We start from the raw sequence: 22,133 nt of genomic DNA, 5'->3' as shown, positions 1-22,133 counted from the left end.
CAGTTATGCTGGTCGCATGGGTGATGCATCACTGACCACTGAACTCGGCCGCGTCCTGGTCACGGGGGGCTCCGGATTCGTCGGCGCGAACCTGGTGACCACGCTGCTCGACCGCGGCTACCAGGTGCGTTCGTTCGACCGCGCGCCGTCGCCGCTGCCCGCGCAGCCGGGGCTGGAGGTGCTACAGGGCGACATCTGCGACCCGGCCGTCGTTGCTGCTGCGGTCGACGGCATCGACACGGTGTTCCACACCGCGGCGATCATCGAGTTGATGGGGGGCGCGTCGGTCACCGACGAATACCGCCGCCGCAGTTTCGCGGTCAACGTCGACGGCACCAAGAACCTCGTACACGCGGCGCAGAAGGCCGGGACGAAACGGTTCGTCTACACGGCGTCGAACAGCGTCGTGATGGGCGGCCAGCGCATCGCCAACGGCGACGAAACCCTGCCCTACACCGACCGGTTCAACGACCTCTATACCGAAACCAAAGTCGTTGCCGAGAAGTTCGTGTTGTCGCAGAACGGGATTGACGGACTGCTGACCTGTTCGATCCGGCCCAGCGGCATCTGGGGGCGCGGCGACCAGACGATGTTTCGCAAGCTGTTCGAAAGTGTTGTCGCCGGCCATGTCAAAGTGCTCATCGGCAGCAAGAACGCCAAGCTGGATAACTCTTACGTACACAACCTGATTCACGGGTTCATCCTGGCCGCCGAACATCTGGTGCCCGGTGGCACCGCGCCCGGGCAGGCGTACTTCATCAATGACGCCGAGCCGATCAACATGTTCGAGTTCGCCCGGCCGATCGTCGAAGAGTGCGGCGTGCACTGGCCGCGCGTGCGGGTGTCGGGTCGGCTGGTGCGTGATGTCATGTCGGTATGGCAGCGGCTGCACTTCAAGTTCGCGCTGCCGCAGCCGCCACTGGAACCCCTTGCCGTGGAACGGCTTTACCTCGACAACTACTTCTCGGTCGCCAAGGCGGAGCGTGACCTCGGCTATAAGCCGTTGTTCACCACCGAGCAAGCGATGGCCGAATGCCTGCCCTATTACTGCGAGCTGTTCGAGAAGGTCAAGGCCGCCACCCAGCCCCAGCTGGCGTCCGTCGTCGCTGCTCCCCCGCCGGAGTAGGCGGTCACGGCAAGGGCCAGCGCTCCGAGGAAGCAGCTGCAACGGAGATCGCGTGACGATTTTCGTTATTGAAAAGGAGCAACTCCTCGGCTGAATTGGAGTAGCCGACTACTCGTGCGCTGGGATCGACGACGTCACACACTTGCACTCAGAGCAAACCAGCTGTCGCAAAAGTACAGCTGGCGCCGCTTCACTAGGGCAAGCCGATGAACCACAAGCTGATGATGGTCCCCGCGGTGCTGGCAGCGGGCATCGCGTGCGCCCCGCTGGTGCAGGCAGACCCCGGAGGCCAGGCTGCCCTGGGCCAACCGTTCTCGCAGGCCGGTAGCCCGTTCGTCGGCCAGTGGCAGGCACACGGGGAGAGCCTGACCATCGATGCCGATGGCAGCGCCACCGAGGTCACCGGTTCGCGCACGCTGACCTTCCGTTTCACCTATGTGCAAGGTCCACCGTCGCAGCCCGATATCACGGCCTATGGCAATCAGCCGGACGGCGGCTATGCCACCGCCACTCTTGTTGACGGTGGCCGCGGCCTGACCCTCAGCGTTGCAGGCGCGGATCAGGGTTTCCCGTTCTGCAAGTTGATCAACGGCTCCAAGGCCAACAGTTACGACTGCGGCGCATAGGAAAGGAACGCAATGAAATTCACACCACTCACCCTGGCAGCGGCGGCTGCCATTGCGCTCGCGCCGTTGCTGCTCATCCCGACGTCGCCGGCAACGGCCACTCCGTCGTGCGCCGGACCAGGCCCGCACAATGCCGAGTGCTCCGACCCGACAGGTTCGTACGACCCGAACCAGTTCGCGCCCGCGAACGCCGACAACTGCAACAGTCATTGGTACAACAGTTGCCCGCCGTGCAAGGACCCGCACTTCTTGCCGGGCTTCCCACCACAGCAGCCCGTGCTGCCCTGCGACCACAGCAACTACCAGTAAGGACCTACCGTGAGAAAGCTCCTGTTCACCGCGCTGCTGATCGCGGGGGGCGTGGCGGTGGCCCCAGCCCCGGTCGCCACGGCCTACCCGTGCGGCTCAGCGGCCCACCCCACCCCTACTCAAGCCTGTAATGACTGCACCTCGAACCTCGGCCTGCAGGGCCGACCAGACCTCCTAATTGGTACCTGTATCGATCCGGCGGGGTCGGTTCCCCCTCAGGTCAACCCCAATGACCCTCGGTGCGCCATGTATCACTCGGCCACCAGGCACGCCCAATGCATCGACAGTCTGATGAGCGGTCAGCCCATGCCTCCACTGGAGAACTGAGGAAGGAACTAATCATGTTGTCACTCTTATTTCTTATGTTCGTCGCGGTAATTGTTTTTGTTGTTGTCTATCGAATTCGTGCCAACAAGGCCAACGCTAGGGATGGGGTGATCGCCGACTGGGCCGGCATACGCATGACCCGGACCGAGTTGATCGAGGGCTACAAGGAGAATGCGCCGCGCCATCCTCTCGCGGGGCTAACGGCACGGGTCGAGAACAGCGGCAGCGTCACCTCCACCGTAAGAGGATCGGTATATGGCGGGAGCGGGAACGTAGCGACCGACAGCCAGGACAACCGCCAAGTCCACCTCATCGTGGAAGGGCCGAATACGGCAATCACCAAGACGGTGAGCGCAAAGTACGGTGGCAACGCGGACGCGTCCGCGAGGCAGTTCGCCACCGCGCTGAACATGGCCAGCCGTCGGCAACTTGCCGAACATAACGGACTTCAGCAGCCCGCGCCGGCCCCATCTGTTCCGGCAGGCTGGTACCCCGACCCGAATAATGCGCAGATCCAACGATATTGGGACGGATCACGATGGACGGACACTACCGCTCCGCCCGCAGCGTAAACGCAGTATTCCCGTTGGATCGCCGGCATCCTGGCCGGGCGCCGGTCACGGTAGCCACGGCAGCGGGCAGACCTCACCCGTCGCGCTGTTGACCAGTGCGGCGCGGTCCAACCGCGCCCGCAGCGGCAACACGTCCAACACCGCGCCCACCACCTCCGGCAGCTGCGCCAGCATCGCGCGCGGCGCCAGCGAGCAGTGCGGCAGCCAGATTCCCGGGACGTAGTGCTTGTGCAGTTCCGCGCCGGTCGCGGTCACGGCCTCGACCACCCGCGCTTGGCGCGCAACGAAATCCGCGCTCACCCCCGCCACCAACCACGTCCGCCCGCGCCGGAACAACCCCACACCGTCGAAGCTGAGTTCCACCGGGCCGCCGTCGCGCAAGTCAGCCAGCGCCGCCGTCACCGCGGGCTGATCCCAGCTGCGCAGCACCGCGTACGACACATGCGGCACGTGACAGCCATGAGTATGCGAACGCAGGCTCGGCACACCCCGGTCTTCGATTCGGTCCCACAACCCGCGGATCGCCCGCTCGGATCGCCGGTCGAAGAGCAGGCAAACCGCCAGGGCCACGGAGTCAGCGGTAGAGGTGGACCGGCTGGTGCGTGACCTGCTCAATCCGCAGCGAGGCGTCCTGCAGCAGCTCGGTGCCCAACGCGATCAGCCCCCGCGCGGCGGCGATCTCCTCACCGATCATCGGTTGGCTGGCGTCCCCCGGGTGGCGGTAGGCATCGCCCAAGGTTGTCATCGTCTTGCCGTCACCGCGTTGTGCGCGAACAGTGGCGTGGGTATGGGTGTCGTCCTCGTCGAACTCGATGTCGACGTGCCAGTTGTAGTCCAAATTGCGGTCGTACATTGCCATCACCTTCCGGTGACTAGCCTGCCACTTTCGGGTGCCCACATGCGAGTGCTGATCATTTTCGCGTCGACGTGTAGCGTAATGCGCCATGACTGAGACAGTGTTGGTCACTGGGGCATTCGGGCTGGTCGGCTCTGCTACGGTGCGACGGCTGGTAGACCAAGGCCGCCACGTCGTCGCCACCGACCTCGACGTGCCCGCCAACCGCAAGGCCGCCGAGAAGCTGCCCGGGGCCGTCGACGTGCGCTGGGCCGATCTGACCGACCCGGCCGCCGTCGATGCACTGCTGGCCGCGGTGAACCCCGCGGCAATCATCCACCTCGCCGCGATCATCCCGCCGCTGTGCTACGCCCGGCCGGCGCTGGCCCGCGCCGTGAACGTCGATGCCACCGGCCTATTGCTCAAGTCCGCCAAGGGATTAGCGTCGCCGCCCCGATTCGTCCAAGCCTCCAGCGTCGCCGCATACGGCGCTCGCAACCCGTATCGCATCACCAACCTCCTGACGGCCGACACCCCGCTGCGGCCGTCGGACATCTACGGCGCCCACAAGGTGGAGGCCGAGCAGCTGGTGCGCGACTGCGGGCTCGACTTCGTGATCCTGCGACTGGGCGGTGTGCTCACCGCCGAGCCGCGCTTCGACGTCGACCTGGACACCATCTACTTCGAGGCGTCGCTGCCGATCGACGGCCGTATCCAGACCGTCGAGGTGCGCGACGTCGCCCGAGCCTTCGCGGCGGCTACCACCGCGCCCGCCGTCGGCGAGACCCTGCTGATCGGCGGCGACGACTCGCACCGGCTGACCCAGGGTGATCTCGCGCCGGCCACCGCGGCGGCCATGGGCCTGACGGGTGCAATTCCATTGGGCCGCAAGGGAAATCCCGACAGCGACGACGATTGGTTTGCCACCGACTGGATGGACACCACGCGATCGCAGGAAGTACTTGACTTCCAACGGATTTCGTGGCCACAGCTGCTGATCGACACCGCCGAGCGGACGGGCTGGCGGCGCTACCCGGCACGGCTCGCGGCCCCATTGGCACACGAGTTACTCAAGCGTCGATCGCCGTATTACCGCTACCCCGGGCGCTATGCCGACCCGTGGGGTGTGATCACCGCCAAATGGGGAGACTTCAGGGCATGACTCGTAGCGCTGTTGTCGTCGGCGGCGCATCCGGCATCGGCCGCGCGGTCGCGCATGCATTGGCCGCCGACGGCTGCCGCGTCACTGTCGCCGACCGCAACGCCGACGGTGCGCGGGCCGTCGCCGCCGAGCTCGGTGATCCGCACGTGTCGGCGAATGTCGAAGTCACCGACGAGGATTCTGTGCGGCGGTTGTTCGCCGACACCGGACCGCTCGACGTCGTCGTCAATACCGCGGGGTTCGGCGGAGTCGGGCTGATCACCGACCTGGCCGTCGAGGACTTCCGTTCGGTTGTCGACGTCTGCCTCACCGGCGCCTTCCTGGTGATCAAGCACGCCGCACCGCAATTGCACGACGGCGGGGCGCTGGTGTCGTTGAGTTCGCTGAACGCCCGGCAACCCGCCGCGGCGATGAGCGCCTACTGCGCGGCCAAGGCCGGGCTGTCGATGCTGACCCAGGTCGCCGCCCTCGAGCTGGGGGCGCGCGGCATCCGGGTCAATGCCGTCGCGCCCGGGTTCGTGCACACCCCGCTCACCGAGCCGGTAACCCAGATCCCAGGCGTGCTCGACGATTACCTCGAGAACACGGCGCTGGGCCGAGGCGGTACGCCCGAGGAGGTCGCCGAGGCGGTGGTGTTCATGTGCAAGGCGCCATGGCTGACCGGTGAGGTGCTCGACCTCAACGGCGGCGCACACCTGAAGCGCTACCCCGACGTCTACGGGCACGTGATGAAGTTGGCAGGGCAGCAATGAGTTTCGAAGGCAAGCAGGCGATTGTCACCGGCGGCGGCTCGGGCATCGGCGCGGCGCTGTGCCGGACACTGGCGGCCGCCGGCGCCGACGTCGTATGCACCGACATCGACGGCGATGCCGCCGCGAAAACTGTTGCGGGCCTGCGTAATGCCCGCTCAGCGGTTCTCGACGTCACCGATCCGGCCGCCGTGCAGGCCGCCGTCGACGACGTCGTGGCCCGCGCGGGCCGGCTGGACCTGATGTTCAACAACGCCGGCATCACCTGGGGCGGCGACACCGAACTGCTGACGCTCGACCAGTGGAATGCGATCATCGACGTCAACATCCGCGGTGTGGTGCACGGCGTGGCCGCGGCGTACCCGGTGATGCTGCGACAGGGCCACGGGCACATCGTCAACACCGCGTCGATGGCCGGGCTGACCGCGGCCGGGCAGATCACCAGCTACGTGATGACCAAGCATGCGGTTGTCGGGCTGTCGCTGGCGCTGCGCTCGGAGGCCGTGTCGCGCGGTGTGGGGGTGCTGGCCATCTGCCCCGCGGCCGTCGAGACACCGATCCTGGACAAGGGCGCCATCGGCGGGTTCGTGGGCCGCGACTACTACCTGCGCGGGCAGGGCATGAAGTCCGCCTACGACCCCGACCGGCTTGCCCGTGACACGCTCAAGGCGATCGAGCGCAACAAGGCGCTGCTGGTGGTGCCGAGGCGCGCGTACGCCTCGTGGCTGTTCGCGCGGCTGGCGCCCGGTCTGCTGCAACGGTTGTCGATCCGATTCATCAGCGCACAACGGGCGCGCCAAGCCGCCAGATCGGCCGCCCAGCGCTAACGTTCACGTCGGGACCGACGTGGAGGGCGGGTGATGGACATCGAATTCACCCCCAGCCAGAAACGCGCGCTGGCCGTCTTCACGCTTATCGCCCTGCTGTTCGCGGCGTATTTCCTGCGCAGTTATTTCGTGCTGATCGTGGTCGCAGCCGTCGGCGCGTATTTGTTCACACCGCTTTTCCAGTGGTTCGACCGGCGGCTGTCCACCGGGTTGGCGGCCACCTGCACGCTGCTGGTGGCGCTGCTGGCCGTCATCGTTCCGCTGACCCTGGTGGTGCTGCTGGCGATCGCGCAGATTTCCCGGATGGTCGTGCACGTCGCCGAGTGGGTCCAGCGCACCGATCTGAACCAGCTGGGCGACAAGGGTTTGCACGTCGTCAACGACCTGCTGGCACGGGTGCCGTTTGTGCACACGACGGTCTCGGCGGATTCGCTGCGCAAGGCGATGGTGACGGTTGCGCAGAAGGCCGGCCAATGGTTTCTGCACGTTCTGCAGGACACCGCCGGAAACGTGTTCGGCGCCGTCACGTCGGCGATCATCTTCTTGTACGTGTTCGTCGCGCTGTTGACCCATCGCGAAAAGCTGACCACGTTGATCCGCAGGCTCAATCCGCTCGGCGAAGAAGTCACCGACCTCTACCTGCGCAAGATGGGCTCGATGGTGCGCGGCACGGTCAGCGGCCAGTTCGTGATCGCACTGTGCCAGGGCGTGGCCGGAGCCGCGTCGATCTACATCGCCGGATTCCACCACGGCTTCTTCATTTTCGCGATCCTGCTCACTGCGCTGTCGATCATCCCGTTGGGCGGCGGCATCGTCACGATCCCGTTCGGCATCGGAATGATGTTCTTCGGCAACATCTTTGGCGGCGCATTCGTGGTGCTCTGGCATCTGATCGTGGTGACCAACCTGGACAACTTCTTGCGGCCGGTGCTGGTGCCGCGCGATGCCCGGCTCAACCCGGCGCTGATGCTGCTGGCGGTGTTCGCCGGGATCGCGATGTTCGGCCCATGGGGCATCGTCATCGGACCGGTGCTGATGATCGTCGTGGTCACCACGATCGAGGTCTATCTCGCGGCGTACCGAGGCGCCGACGAGGAGGAGCCGGCTACGTCAGACGAGCAGTGAGGAATTCGACCACCCGCTTGCGCGCTTCGTAGGCCGGGTGCCCCTCGACCTCGCGGACCTCGTCGGTGAGCACCGAATGCGCCATCTTGGAAAAGCCGTGCTCGTTGCCTGCGCCGGAAGGGATTTCGATCACCTCGAACGCGTCGCCGAGCCGCTCTTTGAGCGTGGCGAAACGATCGCGCGGCGACATCCAGTCCTCGCTGAAGCGCAGACCCATCGCGCACAGGCCGTCATTGGCAGCGCGTTCGGCGACGCGATTCAGCTCCGGTTCGGACAGGCCGGGATCGCGTCGGTGACGCAGGGTCAGCGGTATCGGCAGCGACGGCTGGCTGAGCACGGGCGCCAACACGCTGTCGTCGACGGCGGCGGCCAGCGCGAATCCGCCGGTGAAGCATTGGCCGATCACGCCGACGCCCTTGCCGGGCGTCGACGCGTTGAGGTCACGGGCCAGCGCCCGCAGGAATTGCGACACCGGCCTGTTCTTGTTGGTCGCGAACGCTGCGAATTCCCTTGCCACACAGGCGCGAGCGATGGTGGATACCCCGTAACCGATCGTGACCGCCCGGCCAGGCTCGCCGAACAGCGACGGGATCGCGACCGTGAAGCCGTTGTCCACCAAGTGATTACCGAGCGCCAGTACACCGGGATGGATGCCCGGTATTTCGGGGATCAGCACCACGCCGGGTCCCCCACCCTTGCGGTAGACGTCGTGCGTGTAGCCGCCGCCCGTGAACGGCGCTGCAGTCCAGCCGGTCAGATCTGCTTCGGGTGCGGTCATCTGCTGCCTCTTTCTACGGCCGTCTCGCCGCTAACGGCGGCTGTGACTGGGTGGCTGCGGCCAGCGTACGGAACTCGTCGGGGCTGCCCGCACCGGTAATCGCGATCTGCGCGGGACCCAGCCGGGTGGTCCACACCGGCTCGACGCCGTCGCCTTCGTAGACGATCCAGCGGGTGGTGTCGACGTCGACCGTGCCGCTGGGGTACATGGACGGGTGGATCGATGCGACCAGCTTGGCCTCGTCGGCGTTGCTCTGGTTCAGGCTCAGATACATGCCGGCCGGGCTGATGTAGCCCACGGTCGACACCGCGGCCCGCAGCCGCTGACCGGTCGACGGGTCGGTGCGGCCGTCCTCGATCCCGCTGCGGGCGCCGGAATTGGCCTGCCAGCCCCCCGGCAGCCGGGGCAGCCGGACCGGGAAGCCGAGCGTCTGGGCGTCGGCCCGCAAGGCGGCGGCCGCGTCGTAGGACGGCACCGGCCCGCGGTTGCTCGCTCCGGGCGCAAACGTGCACATCCCGACCAGGCCGGCCAGCACGATGCAGGCCACCACCAGCGGTAGCAGCGACCAGAACATGTCGCGCCCGTCCTGCAGCAACCGGGGCTTGGCCGGCTTGGGCGTCGGCTGCGGCTGCGTCGTCACATCCCGAGTATCCCAGCTTTAGGCCGCCGACCTGCTTCTGGGACAATCGGCGCCATGACCGCCTCTGCCGATTCCGCCGCTACCTCCTCGCCGGAACCCGGCTCGTCGTCGCGGACGGCGTCTCGCCGCGAAGCCCCCGACCGCAACCTGGCGCTGGAGCTGGTGCGGGTAACCGAGGCCGGCGCCATGGCCGCGGGCCGCTGGGTGGGCCGCGGCGACAAGGAGGGCGGCGACGGCGCAGCGGTCGACGCGATGCGCGAACTGGTCAACTCGGTGTCGATGCGCGGGGTGGTCGTCATCGGCGAGGGCGAGAAGGACCACGCGCCGATGCTCTACAACGGCGAGGAGGTCGGCAACGGCGACGGCCCGGACTGCGACTTCGCCGTCGACCCGATCGACGGCACCACGCTGATGAGCAAAGGCATGCCCAACGCCATCTCGGTGCTTGCGGTCGCCGACCGCGGCGCGATGTTCGACCCCTCGGCGGTGTTCTACATGAACAAGATCGCCGTCGGGCCCGAAGCGGCGCACGTGCTGGACATCACCGCGCCAATCGCCGACAACATCCGCGCCGTCGCCAAGGCCAAGGACCTGTCTGTGCGCGACATGACGGTGTGCATCCTCGAGCGGCCGCGGCACGAGCAGCTGATCCACGAGGTGCGTGCCACCGGGGCCCGGATCCGGCTGATCACCGACGGCGACGTGGCCGGCGCGATTTCGGCGTGCCGCCCGAACTCCGGCACCGACATGCTGGCCGGGATCGGCGGCACCCCGGAAGGCATCATCGCCGCGGCGGCGATCCGATGCATGGGTGGGGCGATCCAGGCGCGGCTCGCCCCCAAGGATGATGCTGAGCGCCAGAAGGCCATTGACGCCGGCCACGACGTGGACCGCGTGCTGACCACCGAAGACCTGGTCTCCGGCGACAACGTGTTCTTCTGCGCCACCGGTGTCACCGACGGGGACCTGCTCAAGGGCGTGCGCTACTACCCCGGCGGCTGCACCACCCAGTCGATCGTGATGCGGTCGAAGTCGGGCACCGTGCGGATGATCGAGGCCTACCACCGGCTTTCGAAGCTCAACGAGTACTCAGCCATCGACTTCACCGGCGATTCCAACGCCCAATATCCACTTCCGTAACCGACTGTAAGGATCCGCATGACTGACGACTACCGCATCGAACACGACACCATGGGCGAGGTTCGGGTGCCGGCAAAAGCGTTGTGGCGCGCCCAGACTCAGCGTGCGGTAGAGAACTTCCCTATTTCGGGGCGGGGGTTGGAGCGTACCCAGATCCGGGCGCTGGGCCTGCTGAAAGGCGCGTGCGCGCAAGTCAACAAGGACCTCGGGCTTTTGAGCCCGGAGAAGGCGGACGCGATCATCGCCGCTGCCAACGAGATCGCCGACGGCCAGCACGACGACCAGTTCCCCATCGACGTGTTCCAGACCGGGTCGGGCACCAGCTCCAACATGAACACCAACGAGGTGATCGCGAGCATCGCCGCGGCCAACGGGGTGACCGTGCACCCCAACGACGACGTCAACATGTCGCAGTCGTCCAATGACACCTTCCCGACCGCCACCCACATTGCGGCTACCGAAGCCGCTGTGCGCCACCTGATCCCGGCGCTGCAGGTGCTGCAGGAAGCGCTGGCGGCCAAGGCTCGCGAGTGGCGCACGGTGGTGAAGTCGGGCCGCACACATCTGATGGACGCCGTTCCGGTGACGCTCGGGCAGGAGTTCTCCGGCTACGCCCGCCAGATCGAAGCCGGCATCGAACGAGTGCAGGCGACGCTGCCCCGGCTCGGTGAGCTGGCGATCGGCGGCACCGCAGTCGGCACCGGGTTGAACGCGCCCGACGGCTTCGGCGCCAAGGTGGTCGAGGTGCTGGTGGCCAAGACGGGTTTGGCCGAATTGCGCACCGCCACCAACTCTTTCGAAGCCCAGGCCGCCCGCGACGGCCTGGTCGAGGCGTCCGGCGCGCTGCGTACGATCGCGGTGTCGCTGACCAAGATCGCCAACGACATCCGCTGGATGGGCTCGGGCCCGCTGACCGGTCTGGCCGAGATCCAGCTGCCCGATTTGCAGCCGGGCAGCTCGATCATGCCGGGCAAGGTGAATCCCGTTATCCCGGAAGCGGTGACGCAGGTCGCGGCTCAGGTGGTCGGCAACGACGCGGCGATCGCGTGGGGCGGCGCCAACGGCGCCTTCGAGCTCAACGTCTACATCCCGATGATGGCGCGCAACATGCTGGAGTCGTTCAAGCTGCTGACCAACGTGTCGCGTCTGTTCGCCGAGCGGTGCATCGCCGGGTTGGCCGCCAACGTCGAGCACCTTCGCGAGCTGGCCGAGTCGTCGCCGTCGATCGTGACACCGCTGAACTCGGCGATCGGCTACGAGGAAGCTGCCGCGGTGGCCAAGGAAGCGCTCAAGGAGCGCAAGACGATTCGCCAGACCGTGATCGACCGCGGGCTGATCGGCGACAAGCTCTCCGAGGAGGAGCTCGACCGCCGGCTCGACGTGCTCGCGATGGCCAAGGTCACCGACGACTCGGCATGATCAGCGACGAACTTCGGCGACGCCGTCTGGCGAGGGTCGAAGAGCACATGAACACCGAGGTGACCAAGGAGTTCGACCGCACGCTGGCGACGTTCAACGGGCACCCGCGCTACGAGATCATGGCCACCGGCCAGGTTTTCGACGGCGACGACGAGGTGATGGGCTACTACCGGACCACGCGGACCGCGTTCCCCGATCAACGTCACGACAACGTCCGATACCACGTCGCCGACGACGCGGTCATCACCGAGTTCGACCTGCTCGGCACCAATCTCGGCGAGTTCTACGGCCTGCCACCAACCGGTAAGGCATTTCGGGTACCGATTATCGCGGTGTTCTTCTTCGACGGCGATCGAATTGTCAACGAGCGCATCTACTTCGACTCCGCCAGCCTCTTGACGCAGATCGGCCGCAGCGAACTGCTGGGCCAGCAACCCTGACTACCAGACCAGCGGCGCCAAGTGCTTGCGGGCATAGGCGCGCACCGCGTCGTCGTCGCCGGCGTCGAGCACCTTGCTCGGCACCTGGGCCAGCGAGCCCGCCAGCCGGATATGCAATTCGGCCACCGCAACCAGTTCGTCGTCTGGCATGGTGGCGCCGGCTGCGCGCAACGCCTTGGCCATCGCCCGCGACGCTTGCTCCAGGAACGCTTCGGCTTCCTCGTAGGCGCCCGCCACCGACCACGCATCGCCGTCGAGTCGCAGGAACTTCCGCATCACCGGCTCGGTGGTCAGAAGCCGCAAACCCTCGCAGAACGCCGCCACCGCAGCGTCTTTGGGGCCGGAATCCATCGCGACGGTACGCAGCCGGGCCATCGCGAACTCGAAGGTGCGCCGCCCCAGCTCGGTGATCAGCGCATCTCGGCTCGGAAACCGGCGATACAGCGTGCTGCGGCTGACACCGGCCTGCCGGGCGATGACGTCCAGACTGGCGCGTCCCACGCCGACCAGTGCGACTTCTTCGGCGGCCGCCTTGAGGATGGCGTCCTCCTGCGCGCTGGAGCTGGCGGTGTTGCGTCGCATCAGCCGGGCGCCGCGAACGAGTCGAGCGCAACCGATCGATGCAGTTTGACCAGTTTTTCGTACTGCAGGCGGTTGTAGGCCAGGGGCACGAGCAGCAGCCGGTCCGGCAGCACCCGCCAGGCCAGCTGCACCAGCCGCGTGTAGAGGCCGAACTCGACGTCATGCCAAGGCTGCCAACGAAATCCGGTCAGCTCTCGAACGCCGGGGTGCATGATCCCGAACGAGCACACCTTGACCACCCGCCCCGCGGCCGGCCGCACCGCCAACCACAGCGGGGTCAGCGCGCGCCGGGCCGATGCCGGCAGCAGCAACGTCGGCAGCGGCAGCCGGGTCAGATCGGCCGTCACCCGGTCGAGGAACGGGTTGGCCGCAAGCTCGGTTTCGACCATCCGGTCGTAGTATTCGACCGCTTCGGCGTAGCTGGCGGGCAACTTCGCGGACTTTCCGCTCAGCTCGATCGCGCTGAACGCTTCCACAAGCTGCCGGTAGGCCGCCTCCTGCTCGGCAGTGTTCAACCTGATTCCGGTCGCCGGTGTAAACGAATGCAGGACGACGAAGATCCCGCTGATCGCGATCCAATTCCACAGCTGCGGACTCAGTGCGCTGTAGCGGACGTCGGCGAATTCGCCCTTGCCACGGCCACGAACGTCGCGGTGTAACCGTTTGAGCCTCGCTCCTTCGGCCGCGCGGTCGTCGGCGTCTCCCCAGATCGCCAGCAGCGCAGAGAATCCGCTGCGCACCCCTCGGTCGGCGAAGTTGCGTTCGAAACGGCCGGTCTTGTCGACGGCGGCGGCCACCGGGACCAGCGCCACTTCGTCGAAAGCAGCGGCGCCGAACAGTCCGCCGAACACACTGCCGGAATGCTTTCGGAATTCCGTCATCACCCGCGGCCGCACGGGTGCGACGCCGGAGGTACGGGCCGGTTGGTCGGTGACTGCGGTCATATGCCGACTCCCATCGAGTGGTTGACACAAAGAATAAACATTTGTGTCACCGTGTCAATAGGCCTAGGTCCCGTTGTTGGGACCACCGGAGTTGGCGCCGGGGATGTCGGTGATCGGAAAGTTGGGCATGGGCTTGGGCGACGGTGTGTTGGGCAGCGTCGGGATCTCGGCGGGCGGGATGTCGCGCAGTTCGTTTGCGGGCGGACCGTTTTCGCGGCCGCCGTAACTGCTGCCCGCAGGCCGCGGCCCGAGCAACTGGCTGACCGTCACCAGGTGATAGCCGTTGGCCTTCAGCACCGGAATGAACTGGTAGACCAGGTCGACGGTCGACGAGTAGGTGTCGTGGAACAGCACCACCGAGCCGGGCTTGATCTGGCTCATCAACACCGCTCGGGTAGCGGCGGTGTTGGAGTCGTTGATCCAGTCGAAAGGGATGACGTCCCAAAGGATTTCGGCCTGACCGAGCCGGGCGGCGGCCTGGCGTACCGCAGCGTTGGACAGCCCGCCGGCCGGCCGGTACAGCGTCGGCGCGCGGCCGGTGGCCGCGACGATCGCGTCGTTGGCCTTGGACAGCTGGCTCGGGATGTCTTCAGGCGGGATCGCCGTCATGTTGGGGTGTTCCCACGTGTGGCTGCCGATTTCCATGCCGGCGTCGGCGATGCGCTTGGCGCCGGCGGGGTTGGCGGCGACCTTGTTGCCGATCAAAAAGAACGTGGCCTTGGCGTCGTTGTCCGCCAAGATGCGCAGCAGCCGGTCGGTGAACGGGCCGGGCCCGTCGTCGAACGTCAGCGCGACGCACTTGACCCGCGCGCAGTCCGCGTTGTCGGCGTCGGCGCGCCGCACGTGCCCGGTCAGAGCCCCGATCGCCAGCACCGCGGCGGCCACAACGACGCCGAGAACGGTACGCCAGTACCGCCAGGCTTGGCTGTCACGGACTCGTCCCACCCTGGCAGCCTAACCGTCGGCCCGATGCCGGATAGTGACAGTCATGCCTGCCCAGGACCGTTTCTTCCCCTACCGCTACGAGCCGGCGCCGTTGTGGCTGCCGATTCGACGGTGGCCGGGACGCCAAGGCGTCACGCTGACCGCGGACGGGCGCTTCGTGGCCCGATACGGTCCGCTAACGGTCGACGTGCCGCTGAGCCAGGTGCACGACGCGCATGTCACCGGGCCCTACCGGTGGTGGACGGCGCTCGGGCCGCGGCTGTCGTTTGCCGACGACGGGCTCACGTTCGGGACCAACGCGACCGCAGGCGTGTGCATCCACTTCGAGCCGCGCGTGCGCAGGGTGATCGGCGTACGGGACCACTCCGCGCTGACCGTGACCGTCGACGACACGGAGGGACTGGTCGCCGCGATCAGGGCAGCGGGCCGCTGCTGATCTCCTCGAGCATCTCGGTCACCAGCGCGGCGATCGGCGAACGCTCGCTGCGCAGCAACGTGATGTGGGCGAACAGCGGGTGCCCCTTGAGCTTCTCGATCACGGCCACCACCCCGTCGTGACGGCCCACCCGCAGGTTGTCGCGCTGAGCGACGTCGTGGGTCAGTACCACGCGCGACCCGGCGCCTAGCCGCGACAGCACGGTCAGCAGCACGTTGCGCTCCAAGGATTGCGCCTCGTCGACGATCACGAAGGAGTCGTGCAGCGAGCGGCCCCGAATGTGCGTGAGCGGCAGCACCTCGAGCATGCCGCGGGACAGCACCTCGTCGAGCACGGCGGGGCTGGCCAGGCCCTCGAGGGTGTCGAACACCGCCTGCGCCCAGGGGCCCATCTTGTCGCTCTCGCTGCCGGGCAGATAGCCCAGTTCCTGGCCGCCGACCGCATAGAGCGGGCGGAACACCACCACCTTGCGGTGGGTTCGCCGCTCCAGCACCGCCTCCAGGCCCGCGCACAACGCCAGCGCCGACTTGCCGGTGCCGGCCTTGCCGCCCAGCGACACGATGCCCACCGACTCGTCGAGCAGCAGGTCCAGCGCCACCCGCTGCTCGGCGGAGCGTCCGCGCAGCCCGAACACCTCGCGATCGCCCCGCACCAGCTGCACACGCTTGTGGGCGTTGACCCGCCCGAGTGCATGCGAACTGCCGCCAAGTAGCCGAATTCCGGTGTGGCAGGGCAGGTCTCGTGCCACGGCCAGGTCGACTTCGCCGTCGGCGAACAGCACGTCGATGTCGTCGGACGAGGCTTCGACCTCTGCCATACCGGTCCATCCGGACGTGACGACATCCTGGGCGTGGTATTCGTCGGCGGACAGGCCGACCGCGCCGGCCTTGACCCGCAGCGGAATGTCCTTGGACACCAAGGTGACTCGCTTGCCTTCGGCGGCAAGGTTGGCGGCGCAGGAGAGAATCCGGGAATCGTTGCTGTCGGTGCGAAAGCCCGCGGGCAGCACGGAAGGATCACTGTGGTTGAGCTCGACGTGCAGCGTACCGCCTTGTGTCCCAACGGGAATGGGCTGATCGAGTCGTCCGTGCTCCAGCCGAAGGTCGTCGAACAAGCGCAGCGCCTGACGGGCGAACCAGCCCAGCTCGTGGTGATAGCGCTTGGCCTCCAGTTCGCTGATCACGACCAGCGGCACCACCACGTTGTGCTCGGCGAACCGGGTACACGCCCACGGGTCGGACAACAGCACCGAGGTGTCCAGCACATACGTCCGGGTTTCAGTCACGGAGCGCTCCTTGATGCCGCGCGGCCCCGCGCGGGTGACTCGGCGGGGCGGCGGCACCAGGACCGGGGCCGGTCCTGCGGTAGTCGTGACAAGAGGTGCCGTCTCGACAGCAGAGCATGTCGCTAGCCATCGAATGCGACGCTACTCCGCTCGGAGCATGCCCGCCGTGCAGGCGCGCCGGGGGCTAGCTGACGACGAACTGCTGCAGTGCGGGCTGGTCAGCCAAGCCCCAGGCGGTGATGCGGTCCGAGATCACCTGGCGCAACTGGGGTTCGCCGAAAATTCCCGCCTCGGCCACCTTCTGCACCTTGTCCTGGTACGCGTCGATGTCGCCGCCGACGACGCCGAGCTCCGCGGCCCGGGCGGCGATCGCCGCGATCGTCTCGTCGCGGGTGTAGTCCAGGCAGTGCGCGACGAGCTTGGCGAAGAAGTCCTCATGGCGCTCTTCGTCTTTGGCGATCCGGGTGATCAGCCCGGCCAGCACGGGCTCTTCGATCTGGGCCGCCAGGTTGCGGCAGAACACCGCGTGGGCGCGTTCGAAGAACGCCATGAACACCAGCGTCTCGACCTGGCTGTAGCGGTCCGCCCGGTAGCCCTTCATCACATGCTCGACGCGGACCTGCTCGTTGGCGGTCGGGTCGATCTCACGGGTCACCACGAGGTATTCGCGCAGCGCGATCGCGTGCAGGTGCTCCTCGGCGGTCCAGCGGCCCAGGAAGCGGCCCCACCAGTCTTCGAGGATGAAGTGCTCGACAAGCTCGCGGTGGTAGCCCGACAGGTTGTCCTTGGTGATCAGCAGGATCTCGCAGGCGTCGGTGATCACTCGCGGCAGCGACGCCTGTGACGGGTCCCAGTCGCGGCCGCCGAGGAAGGCGAAGTTCTCGCCCTGCTCAAAAGGCACGTAGTCGTGCGCGAACCAGAGATCCTCAGTGTTGAGGTGGTGGTCCATGAGCTGCTCCACCACCGGCTCGAGTTCAAGCGTCAGTGCATTAGCAACGGGTTTCACGGCCATGAAAGTAACTGTAACCCGGGTTCACAGGTTTCGTGAAATCGGTGCGGCGCGTCGCCGTAAAGGGGGAACTGCCTGGTCACCCGGCGATCAGAACACCCAGCTGCCCGACGGCTGCAGAACGAATCCCTTGTCGCGGGAGGGATCGATACACGCGAGCAACTGGTTCGCCCCGACCGCACAGGTGACATCACCGGTCTCGATCTTCTGCCCCGCGTTCAAGGCAGCGGCGTTAAACGGCGGGCATGCACCGCCATGCCGGTCGAAAACGAAGTCCGACGAGATCGGCTGGGCCACACCCTGGCGCATCCCGGGCCGCCATTGTCGGGAACCGAATCGGGGATGCCTGGGATATTGCCCATGCACGTGATGCCGGGCCATCCAGCCGGGCTGGTCCTGGGGAAATAGGTCCAGCTGCAGACCACGCCGTCGGCGGTCGAAAACCAGACGCCCACGTCTTTGTCGTCGTTGTCCAGGTAGCGACTGGCGCCCAGGTAGGCCTGCGGATCCACCGGAGTGAACGCATTCACATCGGGAAATCCGGGCGGTGCTGCGGCGGCGATCGGCGACGGCGCCAGCATTGCGACGGCGATGCCAGCGACGAACCAGGCCGACTTCACACCGACAAGCCTGGGTAGAGCGGGTTGGCGTCCAGCAGCTCGGCGGACGCGGCGCGCACTCGTTCGGCGGTGCCGTCGGCCAGCGTGTACTTGGCCTTCGACGTGCCTTCGGCAGTGGTGTTCTTCAGGACGTCGACCACCAGCTCGGCGACCCGGTCGAAGTCGTCGGGGCCGAAGCCGCGACTGGTGAGCGCCGGCGTGCCGAACCGGATGCCGCTGGTGTACCAGGCGCCGTTGGGGTCGACGGGGATCGAGTTGCGATTGGTGACGACGCCGGCGTCCAGCAGCGCCGATTCGGCCTGACGACCGGTCAGTCCGAACGACGTGACGTCGAGTAGCACGATGTGGTTGTCGGTGCCGCCGGTCACCAGTCGCGCTCCCCGCGTGAGGAAACCCTCGGCCAGCGCTTTGGCGTTGTCGGCGACCTGCTGGGCGTAGGTCTGGAACGCCGGCTGGCGCGCCTCGGCCAGAGCGACCGCCTTGGCGGCCATCACGTGCGCCAGCGGACCGCCCAGCACCATCGGGCAGCCCTTGTCGACGGCGTCGGCGTACTCCGGCTGGGCCAGGATCAGCCCGCCGCGCGGGCCTCGCAGCGACTTGTGCGTCGTCGTGGTGGTGACGTGCGCGTGCGGCACCGGGTCCTCGTCGCCGGTGAACACCTTGCCCGCGACAAGCCCGGCGAAGTGCGCCATGTCGACCATCAGGGTGGCGCCCACCTCGTCGGCGATCTCGCGCATGGTGGCGAAGTTGATCCGCCGCGGATAGGCCGAGTAGCCGGCGACCAGGATCAGCGGCTTGAACTCCCGTGCGGCCGCCGCGACCTTGTCGTAGTCGAGCAGCTCGGTGTCCGGGTGGGTGCCGTAGCTGCGCTGGTGAAACATCTTGCCGGAGATGTTGGGCCGGAAGCCGTGGGTGAGGTGGCCGCCGGCGTCCAGCGACATGCCCAGCAGCCGCTGGTTGCCCAGCTTGTGGCGCAGCGCTTCCCAGTCGTCTTCGGAGAGGTTGTTGACGTGCTTGACTCCTGCCTCCGCCAGGCCGGGCGCCTCGACCCGGGTGGCCAGAATGGCCCAGTAGGCAACCAGGTTGGCGTCGATGCCCGAGTGCGGCTGGACGTAGGCGTAGGGCGCGCCGAACAGCTCGCGGGCGTGCTCGGCGGCCACGCTTTCGACGGTGTCCACGTTTTGGCAGCCGGCATAGAAGCGGTGTCCAATGGTGCCCTCGGCGTACTTGTCCGACAGCCAGCTGCCCATTGTGAGCAGCACCGCGGGCGAGGCGTAGTTCTCGCTGGCGATCAGCTTGAGCGAATCACGTTGGTCGGCAAGCTCTTTGCGGGTCGCGGCGGCGATGCGGGGTTCGACGGATTCGACGACCTGCAATGCGGCACGGTAGGCGGCGCTCGCGGTGTCGGCGTATTCGGCAGGCATAGGTGTCAGCCTAGGGCCGGTCGCGTGTTCCCTTTGCCGCGAGGGTGCGCTCGCGGCAGAAAAGGGGTCAATCGGCGCGAAGCGCCGACGGGATCAGCGGCTCGTCGAGCAGGCGGCCGAACCGCTCGGCGAGACTGACCCCGGCGGGCCGGTTGTCCAGCCAGCGCCGCAGCAACCGGTAGCCTTCGACGTAGGTGCTGGTGTAGGCGCGCCACAGCGGCGACGACAGAAACCGCAGCATCTGCCGGGCCCGCTCGTCGCTGACCAGCAGCCAACGGCGCAGGAAATCCGTCACCTCGTCGGCGTCGCGGTGCTCGTCGTGCAGCATCAGCGCCGCATCCTGGCGGACGCCGGCCAGCGCCGCCGTCGCCTCCGAGATCGCCTCGGCCCACTCGCCGTCGAAACGCAACCCCAGGTCGGCATACACGTCGGCCGCCCAGCGGCCCCATCCGGGACCGACCGCGACATGCAGCGCCAGGTCGGCCAGGCCCTCGGCGATCAGGCACTGCGGGGTGTTGACCAGGAAGATGGTCTGCTCGGCCTGGCCGTGTCGCCTGACCAGGCCCGCCTCCTTGCGACAGTGCTCGGTGTGATGGCCGGGATAGGACTCGTGGGCGACCAGCCGCGGGAGGTTGGACATCAGCTGCTTGAGGTCGGCGTTGACCGCCACCGTCGAGCGGTAGTTGCCCAGGTAGTAGTTGAATCCCGACCACGGCTTGTCCGTGACCACCTGGTACTCGATGGTTTCGGTCTCCGGTAGCGGATAGTCGGCGCGCACGCGGTCGCGCAGCGCTGGAGAACGCCTCGATGCACTCGGCCAGCCGCTGCGGCGGAATCTCCTCGGCGGCGCGGTAGGCGATCATCCGCTCGGCCAGCGGCCCGGATCCGCCGAGTAGCTCGTCGAGCCGCGCGTGGGCCTGCCGGTAGGTGTCGGCGTCGCCCACATGGATGTCGACGTCGAAGTAGTCGCGCACCTCCTCGACGAAGCCGATGTCCTGGCCGTCGAACTTGCGCGCACCGCACGCCAGCGCCCGCAGGTGGACGCGCAGATACTCGGCGCGGGTTTCGTCAAATCCGTTGCGGCGCGGCACGTCCGGCAGCGCGGCGATCAGACGTTCGGCCTGGCGGACCAGTGTCGCCGGGTCAGGCGCCGGTTCGTCGGCGACAAGCCGCCGCAGCGCCGGATCGCCGGTGTAGGCGTCGACATATCCGGACTCGATCCGGTCGAAGCGCAAACCCAGCAGCAGGTACTCGCGGATCAGGCTGGCGGGCTCCATACCGGTTAACGCTATCGACCCCGCCCCTGCAAGACTGAGGGCCATGCCACGGCTGAGCGAGCCGAGCCCCTATGTGGAGTTCGACCGAAGTCAGTGGCGCGCGCTGCGTATGTCGACGCCGTTGCCGCTGACCGAAGACGAAGTGGTTGCTCTGCGTGGTCTCGGTGAGCAGGTGGACCTGCTCGAGGTGGAAGAGGTGTACCTGCCGCTGGCCCGTCTGCTGCACCTACAGGTCGCGGCCCGCCAGCGGCTGTTCGCCGCCACCGCGGAGTTCCTCGGCGAGCCGCAGCAGAACCCCGACCGGCCGGTGCCGTTCATTATCGGCGTGGCCGGCAGTGTGGCGGTGGGTAAGTCGACCACCGCCCGTCTGCTGCAAGCACTACTGGCCCGCTGGGACCACCATCCACGTGTCGACCTGGTCACCACCGACGGCTTCCTGTACCCGAACTCCGAACTGGAGCGACGAAACCTCATGCACCGCAAGGGTTTCCCGGAAAGCTACGACCGGCGGGCGCTGATGCGGTTCGTCACCTCGGTGAAGTCGGGCGCGTCATACGCGTGTGCGCCCGTGTATTCGCACCTGCACTACGACCGTGTGCCGGGCGCCAAACATGTGGTGCGCCACCCCGACATCCTGATCCTCGAGGGCCTCAACGTGCTGCAGACCGGGCCCACGCTGATGGTGTCGGACCTGTTCGACTTCTCGCTGTATGTGGACGCGCGGATCGAGGACATCGAACAGTGGTACGTCGACAGGTTTTTGGCGATGCGCTCCACCGCGTTCGCCAACCCGGCGTCGCACTTCCACCACTACGCGGGGCTGACCGACAAGCAGGCCGTTGCCGCGGCCCGCGACATCTGGCGCTCGATCAACCGGCCCAACCTCGTCGAGAACATCCTGCCCACCCGACCGCGGGCCACCCTGGTGTTACGCAAGGACGCCGACCACTCCATCAACCGGCTGCGGCTGCGCAAGCTGTAACTCCCTTGCGGCAAGCCGGTGCGGGGCCGCGCACCGCAAACCTCGAACGGCGGCGCCCCGCACCGACGGGAAGGAGTCACGCCGGAAGCCGGCGCACTCCGAGGTATTGCAGGTAGCCGAACAGCGCGGTGTATACCCCGGTGGCCAACGTCGCGACGACACCCGTCGCTGTCAGTGGCAACACGTCGGCGGCGACCACGGCGACCGCCCCCACGGTGCAGACGACGTTGGCGATCACGACGCCGATCCCGGCGCGGCGAAGATCGGGCGCCGCGGCGATGGTGAACACCGCCAGCCCGTAGAACACGCACAGGGCGCCCGCAATGTATTCCTGGACAGAGGTCAGCCCGGTCATCGACGAGATCGGGTCGGCGAACACGGCGACGGCCAGGCCGGCGAGCCCGGTCAGCGTGGCGTCGGCGCGCATCGCGAAGCGCAGCAGCGAGTCGGTCGAGTCGGCGAACGGGCGGGTGGCCAATCCGGCAGTAGCGGTCATGTCAAAACTCCTTGGGTGACGTGCTCGGACTCCTTTGAGCGTGCCGCTCTGGGACTGC

25 protein-coding genes and 1 pseudogene are annotated in these 22,133 nt (G+C 67.2%); 13 read left to right on the top strand and 13 right to left on the bottom strand.

Features of this window, described 5'->3' with window-relative positions; genetic code table 11:
* The first annotated feature begins 16 nt into the window (after window positions 1-16).
* From G6N47_RS13740 to G6N47_RS29420, 4 genes are all read left to right on the top strand, one after another.
* Window positions 17-1,126 carry a 3-beta-hydroxysteroid dehydrogenase gene (locus G6N47_RS13740; protein WP_083133038.1) on the top strand — a complete coding sequence of 370 codons (1,110 nt, stop codon included), beginning with the start codon at window positions 17-19 and terminating at the stop codon, window positions 1,124-1,126.
* A 206-nt stretch (window positions 1,127-1,332) separates the two neighbouring features.
* A complete protein-coding gene (locus G6N47_RS13735) occupies window positions 1,333-1,752 on the top strand; it encodes a hypothetical protein (RefSeq protein ID WP_083133039.1) in 420 nt (139 codons plus the stop codon).
* A gap of 12 nt (window positions 1,753-1,764) precedes the next feature.
* The gene (locus G6N47_RS13730; RefSeq protein WP_083133040.1) at window positions 1,765-2,061 is read left to right on the top strand and encodes a hypothetical protein; all 297 of its coding nucleotides are present in this window, start codon (window positions 1,765-1,767) and stop codon (window positions 2,059-2,061) included.
* Window positions 2,062-2,402: 341 nt separating this feature from the next.
* A complete protein-coding gene (locus G6N47_RS29420; RefSeq protein WP_197945477.1) occupies window positions 2,403-2,960 on the top strand; it encodes a DUF2510 domain-containing protein in 558 nt (185 codons plus the stop codon).
* A 45-nt stretch (window positions 2,961-3,005) separates the two neighbouring features.
* On the opposite strand, the gene G6N47_RS13720 is transcribed toward G6N47_RS29420, so the two are convergent.
* Window positions 3,006-3,530, bottom strand: a complete 525-nt coding sequence (locus tag G6N47_RS13720) for a 2'-5' RNA ligase family protein (RefSeq protein WP_083133041.1) — start codon at window positions 3,528-3,530, stop codon at window positions 3,006-3,008.
* A gap of 4 nt (window positions 3,531-3,534) precedes the next feature.
* Window positions 3,535-3,813, bottom strand: a complete 279-nt coding sequence (locus tag G6N47_RS13715) for a DUF1876 domain-containing protein (protein WP_045382195.1) — start codon at window positions 3,811-3,813, stop codon at window positions 3,535-3,537.
* A gap of 91 nt (window positions 3,814-3,904) precedes the next feature.
* Between G6N47_RS13715 and G6N47_RS13710 the strand changes: the two genes are divergently transcribed.
* The 4 genes from G6N47_RS13710 to G6N47_RS13695 are packed head-to-tail and all read left to right on the top strand — an operon-like array spanning window position 3,905 to window position 7,658.
* Complete coding sequence (locus tag G6N47_RS13710; protein ID WP_083133042.1) at window positions 3,905-4,957, top strand: NAD-dependent epimerase/dehydratase family protein; 1,053 nt, start codon at window positions 3,905-3,907, stop codon at window positions 4,955-4,957.
* Window positions 4,954-5,709: an SDR family NAD(P)-dependent oxidoreductase gene (locus G6N47_RS13705; protein WP_083133043.1), complete on the top strand. Its 756-nt coding sequence runs from the start codon at window positions 4,954-4,956 to the stop codon at window positions 5,707-5,709. Before G6N47_RS13710 ends, G6N47_RS13705 begins: the two co-directional genes overlap by 4 nt.
* Complete coding sequence (locus tag G6N47_RS13700; protein WP_083133044.1) at window positions 5,706-6,533, top strand: SDR family NAD(P)-dependent oxidoreductase; 828 nt, start codon at window positions 5,706-5,708, stop codon at window positions 6,531-6,533. Before G6N47_RS13705 ends, G6N47_RS13700 begins: the two co-directional genes overlap by 4 nt.
* Before the next feature lie 33 nt (window positions 6,534-6,566).
* Window positions 6,567-7,658, top strand: coding sequence for an AI-2E family transporter (locus G6N47_RS13695; RefSeq protein WP_083133045.1), 1,092 nt, complete (start codon window positions 6,567-6,569; stop codon window positions 7,656-7,658).
* Here the strand turns inward: G6N47_RS13695 and G6N47_RS13690 are convergent.
* Both G6N47_RS13690 and G6N47_RS13685 read right to left on the bottom strand, forming a co-directional pair.
* Window positions 7,639-8,436 (bottom strand): dienelactone hydrolase family protein, encoded by a 798-nt coding sequence (locus tag G6N47_RS13690; RefSeq protein ID WP_083133046.1) that lies wholly within the window; start codon window positions 8,434-8,436, stop codon window positions 7,639-7,641. The genes G6N47_RS13695 and G6N47_RS13690 overlap by 20 nt on opposite strands.
* Before the next feature lie 13 nt (window positions 8,437-8,449).
* A complete protein-coding gene (locus G6N47_RS13685) occupies window positions 8,450-9,076 on the bottom strand; it encodes a DUF4245 domain-containing protein (RefSeq protein ID WP_083133047.1) in 627 nt (208 codons plus the stop codon).
* 54 nt (window positions 9,077-9,130) lie between these two features.
* Here G6N47_RS13685 and glpX point away from each other — a divergent pair, with 54 nt between their 5' ends.
* From glpX to G6N47_RS13670, 3 genes are read left to right on the top strand one after another with little or no spacing between them, the layout of a single operon-like run.
* Window positions 9,131-10,216 (top strand): class II fructose-bisphosphatase, encoded by a 1,086-nt coding sequence (gene glpX, locus G6N47_RS13680; protein ID WP_083133048.1) that lies wholly within the window; start codon window positions 9,131-9,133, stop codon window positions 10,214-10,216.
* Window positions 10,217-10,234: 18 nt separating this feature from the next.
* Window positions 10,235-11,635, top strand: a complete 1,401-nt coding sequence (locus tag G6N47_RS13675) for a class II fumarate hydratase (protein ID WP_083133049.1) — start codon at window positions 10,235-10,237, stop codon at window positions 11,633-11,635.
* On the top strand, window positions 11,632-12,075 hold the full coding sequence (locus G6N47_RS13670; protein ID WP_083133050.1) for an ester cyclase: 444 nt from the start codon (window positions 11,632-11,634) through the stop codon (window positions 12,073-12,075). The genes G6N47_RS13675 and G6N47_RS13670 overlap by 4 nt, the downstream gene beginning before the upstream one ends.
* On the opposite strand, the gene G6N47_RS13665 is transcribed toward G6N47_RS13670, so the two are convergent.
* From G6N47_RS13665 to G6N47_RS13655, 3 genes are all read right to left on the bottom strand, one after another.
* A complete protein-coding gene (locus G6N47_RS13665; RefSeq protein ID WP_083133051.1) occupies window positions 12,076-12,657 on the bottom strand; it encodes a TetR/AcrR family transcriptional regulator in 582 nt (193 codons plus the stop codon).
* On the bottom strand, window positions 12,657-13,601 hold the full coding sequence (locus G6N47_RS13660; protein WP_083133052.1) for an oxygenase MpaB family protein: 945 nt from the start codon (window positions 13,599-13,601) through the stop codon (window positions 12,657-12,659). The genes G6N47_RS13665 and G6N47_RS13660 overlap by 1 nt, the downstream gene beginning before the upstream one ends.
* Before the next feature lie 63 nt (window positions 13,602-13,664).
* Window positions 13,665-14,546 carry a polysaccharide deacetylase family protein gene (locus tag G6N47_RS13655; protein WP_083133053.1) on the bottom strand — a complete coding sequence of 294 codons (882 nt, stop codon included), beginning with the start codon at window positions 14,544-14,546 and terminating at the stop codon, window positions 13,665-13,667.
* 43 nt (window positions 14,547-14,589) lie between these two features.
* Here G6N47_RS13655 and G6N47_RS13650 point away from each other — a divergent pair, with 43 nt between their 5' ends.
* Complete coding sequence (locus G6N47_RS13650; RefSeq protein ID WP_083133054.1) at window positions 14,590-14,982, top strand: hypothetical protein; 393 nt, start codon at window positions 14,590-14,592, stop codon at window positions 14,980-14,982.
* On the opposite strand, the gene G6N47_RS13645 is transcribed toward G6N47_RS13650, so the two are convergent.
* The 5 genes and pseudogenes from G6N47_RS13645 to G6N47_RS13625 all read right to left on the bottom strand — a co-directional run bounded on the left by G6N47_RS13645 (window position 14,960) and on the right by G6N47_RS13625 (window position 20,597).
* Window positions 14,960-16,267 carry a PhoH family protein gene (locus G6N47_RS13645; RefSeq protein ID WP_083133118.1) on the bottom strand — a complete coding sequence of 436 codons (1,308 nt, stop codon included), beginning with the start codon at window positions 16,265-16,267 and terminating at the stop codon, window positions 14,960-14,962. The two genes, G6N47_RS13650 and G6N47_RS13645, sit on opposite strands and share 23 nt — an antisense overlap.
* A gap of 184 nt (window positions 16,268-16,451) precedes the next feature.
* Window positions 16,452-17,279, bottom strand: a complete 828-nt coding sequence (locus G6N47_RS13640) for an acyl-ACP desaturase (protein WP_083133055.1) — start codon at window positions 17,277-17,279, stop codon at window positions 16,452-16,454.
* 215 nt (window positions 17,280-17,494) lie between these two features.
* Entirely contained in the window at window positions 17,495-17,896 is a 402-nt protein-coding gene (locus tag G6N47_RS13635) for a hypothetical protein (RefSeq protein WP_083133056.1), read from the bottom strand.
* Window positions 17,893-19,320, bottom strand: coding sequence for a glycine hydroxymethyltransferase (locus tag G6N47_RS13630; protein WP_083133057.1), 1,428 nt, complete (start codon window positions 19,318-19,320; stop codon window positions 17,893-17,895). The genes G6N47_RS13635 and G6N47_RS13630 overlap by 4 nt, the downstream gene beginning before the upstream one ends.
* A gap of 67 nt (window positions 19,321-19,387) precedes the next feature.
* Window positions 19,388-20,597 (bottom strand): annotated as a pseudogene (locus G6N47_RS13625) (DUF885 domain-containing protein).
* A 43-nt stretch (window positions 20,598-20,640) separates the two neighbouring features.
* Here G6N47_RS13625 and coaA point away from each other — a divergent pair.
* Window positions 20,641-21,579: a type I pantothenate kinase gene (gene coaA, locus G6N47_RS13620; protein WP_083133058.1), complete on the top strand. Its 939-nt coding sequence runs from the start codon at window positions 20,641-20,643 to the stop codon at window positions 21,577-21,579.
* A 76-nt stretch (window positions 21,580-21,655) separates the two neighbouring features.
* On the opposite strand, the gene G6N47_RS13615 is transcribed toward coaA, so the two are convergent.
* The gene (locus G6N47_RS13615; RefSeq protein ID WP_083133059.1) at window positions 21,656-22,075 is read right to left on the bottom strand and encodes a hypothetical protein; all 420 of its coding nucleotides are present in this window, start codon (window positions 22,073-22,075) and stop codon (window positions 21,656-21,658) included.
* Window positions 22,076-22,133: the final 58 nt, after the last annotated feature.

The sequence above is a fragment of the Mycobacterium branderi genome, assembly GCF_010728725.1.
GTDB lineage: Bacteria > Actinomycetota > Actinomycetes > Mycobacteriales > Mycobacteriaceae > Mycobacterium > Mycobacterium branderi.
The sequence above is the reverse complement of the archived record's forward strand: the minus strand, read 5'-3'. Positions and strand labels throughout refer to the sequence as shown.

Coding starts and splice junctions, on each gene's coding strand:
- G6N47_RS13740 (WP_083133038.1), top strand. CDS start 17: ATGGGTGATGCATCACTGACCACTGAACTCGGCCGCGTCCTGGTCACG.
- G6N47_RS13735 (WP_083133039.1), top strand. CDS start 1,333: ATGAACCACAAGCTGATGATGGTCCCCGCGGTGCTGGCAGCGGGCATC.
- G6N47_RS13730 (WP_083133040.1), top strand. CDS start 1,765: ATGAAATTCACACCACTCACCCTGGCAGCGGCGGCTGCCATTGCGCTC.
- G6N47_RS29420 (WP_197945477.1), top strand. CDS start 2,403: ATGTTGTCACTCTTATTTCTTATGTTCGTCGCGGTAATTGTTTTTGTT.
- G6N47_RS13715 (WP_045382195.1), bottom strand. CDS start 3,813: ATGTACGACCGCAATTTGGACTACAACTGGCACGTCGACATCGAGTTC.
- G6N47_RS13710 (WP_083133042.1), top strand. CDS start 3,905: ATGACTGAGACAGTGTTGGTCACTGGGGCATTCGGGCTGGTCGGCTCT.
- G6N47_RS13705 (WP_083133043.1), top strand. CDS start 4,954: ATGACTCGTAGCGCTGTTGTCGTCGGCGGCGCATCCGGCATCGGCCGC.
- G6N47_RS13700 (WP_083133044.1), top strand. CDS start 5,706: ATGAGTTTCGAAGGCAAGCAGGCGATTGTCACCGGCGGCGGCTCGGGC.
- G6N47_RS13695 (WP_083133045.1), top strand. CDS start 6,567: ATGGACATCGAATTCACCCCCAGCCAGAAACGCGCGCTGGCCGTCTTC.
- G6N47_RS13690 (WP_083133046.1), bottom strand. CDS start 8,436: ATGACCGCACCCGAAGCAGATCTGACCGGCTGGACTGCAGCGCCGTTC.
- glpX (WP_083133048.1), top strand. CDS start 9,131: ATGACCGCCTCTGCCGATTCCGCCGCTACCTCCTCGCCGGAACCCGGC.
- G6N47_RS13675 (WP_083133049.1), top strand. CDS start 10,235: ATGACTGACGACTACCGCATCGAACACGACACCATGGGCGAGGTTCGG.
- G6N47_RS13670 (WP_083133050.1), top strand. CDS start 11,632: ATGATCAGCGACGAACTTCGGCGACGCCGTCTGGCGAGGGTCGAAGAG.
- G6N47_RS13665 (WP_083133051.1), bottom strand. CDS start 12,657: ATGCGACGCAACACCGCCAGCTCCAGCGCGCAGGAGGACGCCATCCTC.
- G6N47_RS13660 (WP_083133052.1), bottom strand. CDS start 13,601: ATGACCGCAGTCACCGACCAACCGGCCCGTACCTCCGGCGTCGCACCC.
- G6N47_RS13650 (WP_083133054.1), top strand. CDS start 14,590: ATGCCTGCCCAGGACCGTTTCTTCCCCTACCGCTACGAGCCGGCGCCG.
- G6N47_RS13640 (WP_083133055.1), bottom strand. CDS start 17,279: ATGGCCGTGAAACCCGTTGCTAATGCACTGACGCTTGAACTCGAGCCG.
- G6N47_RS13630 (WP_083133057.1), bottom strand. CDS start 19,320: ATGCCTGCCGAATACGCCGACACCGCGAGCGCCGCCTACCGTGCCGCA.
- coaA (WP_083133058.1), top strand. CDS start 20,641: ATGCCACGGCTGAGCGAGCCGAGCCCCTATGTGGAGTTCGACCGAAGT.
- G6N47_RS13615 (WP_083133059.1), bottom strand. CDS start 22,075: ATGACCGCTACTGCCGGATTGGCCACCCGCCCGTTCGCCGACTCGACC.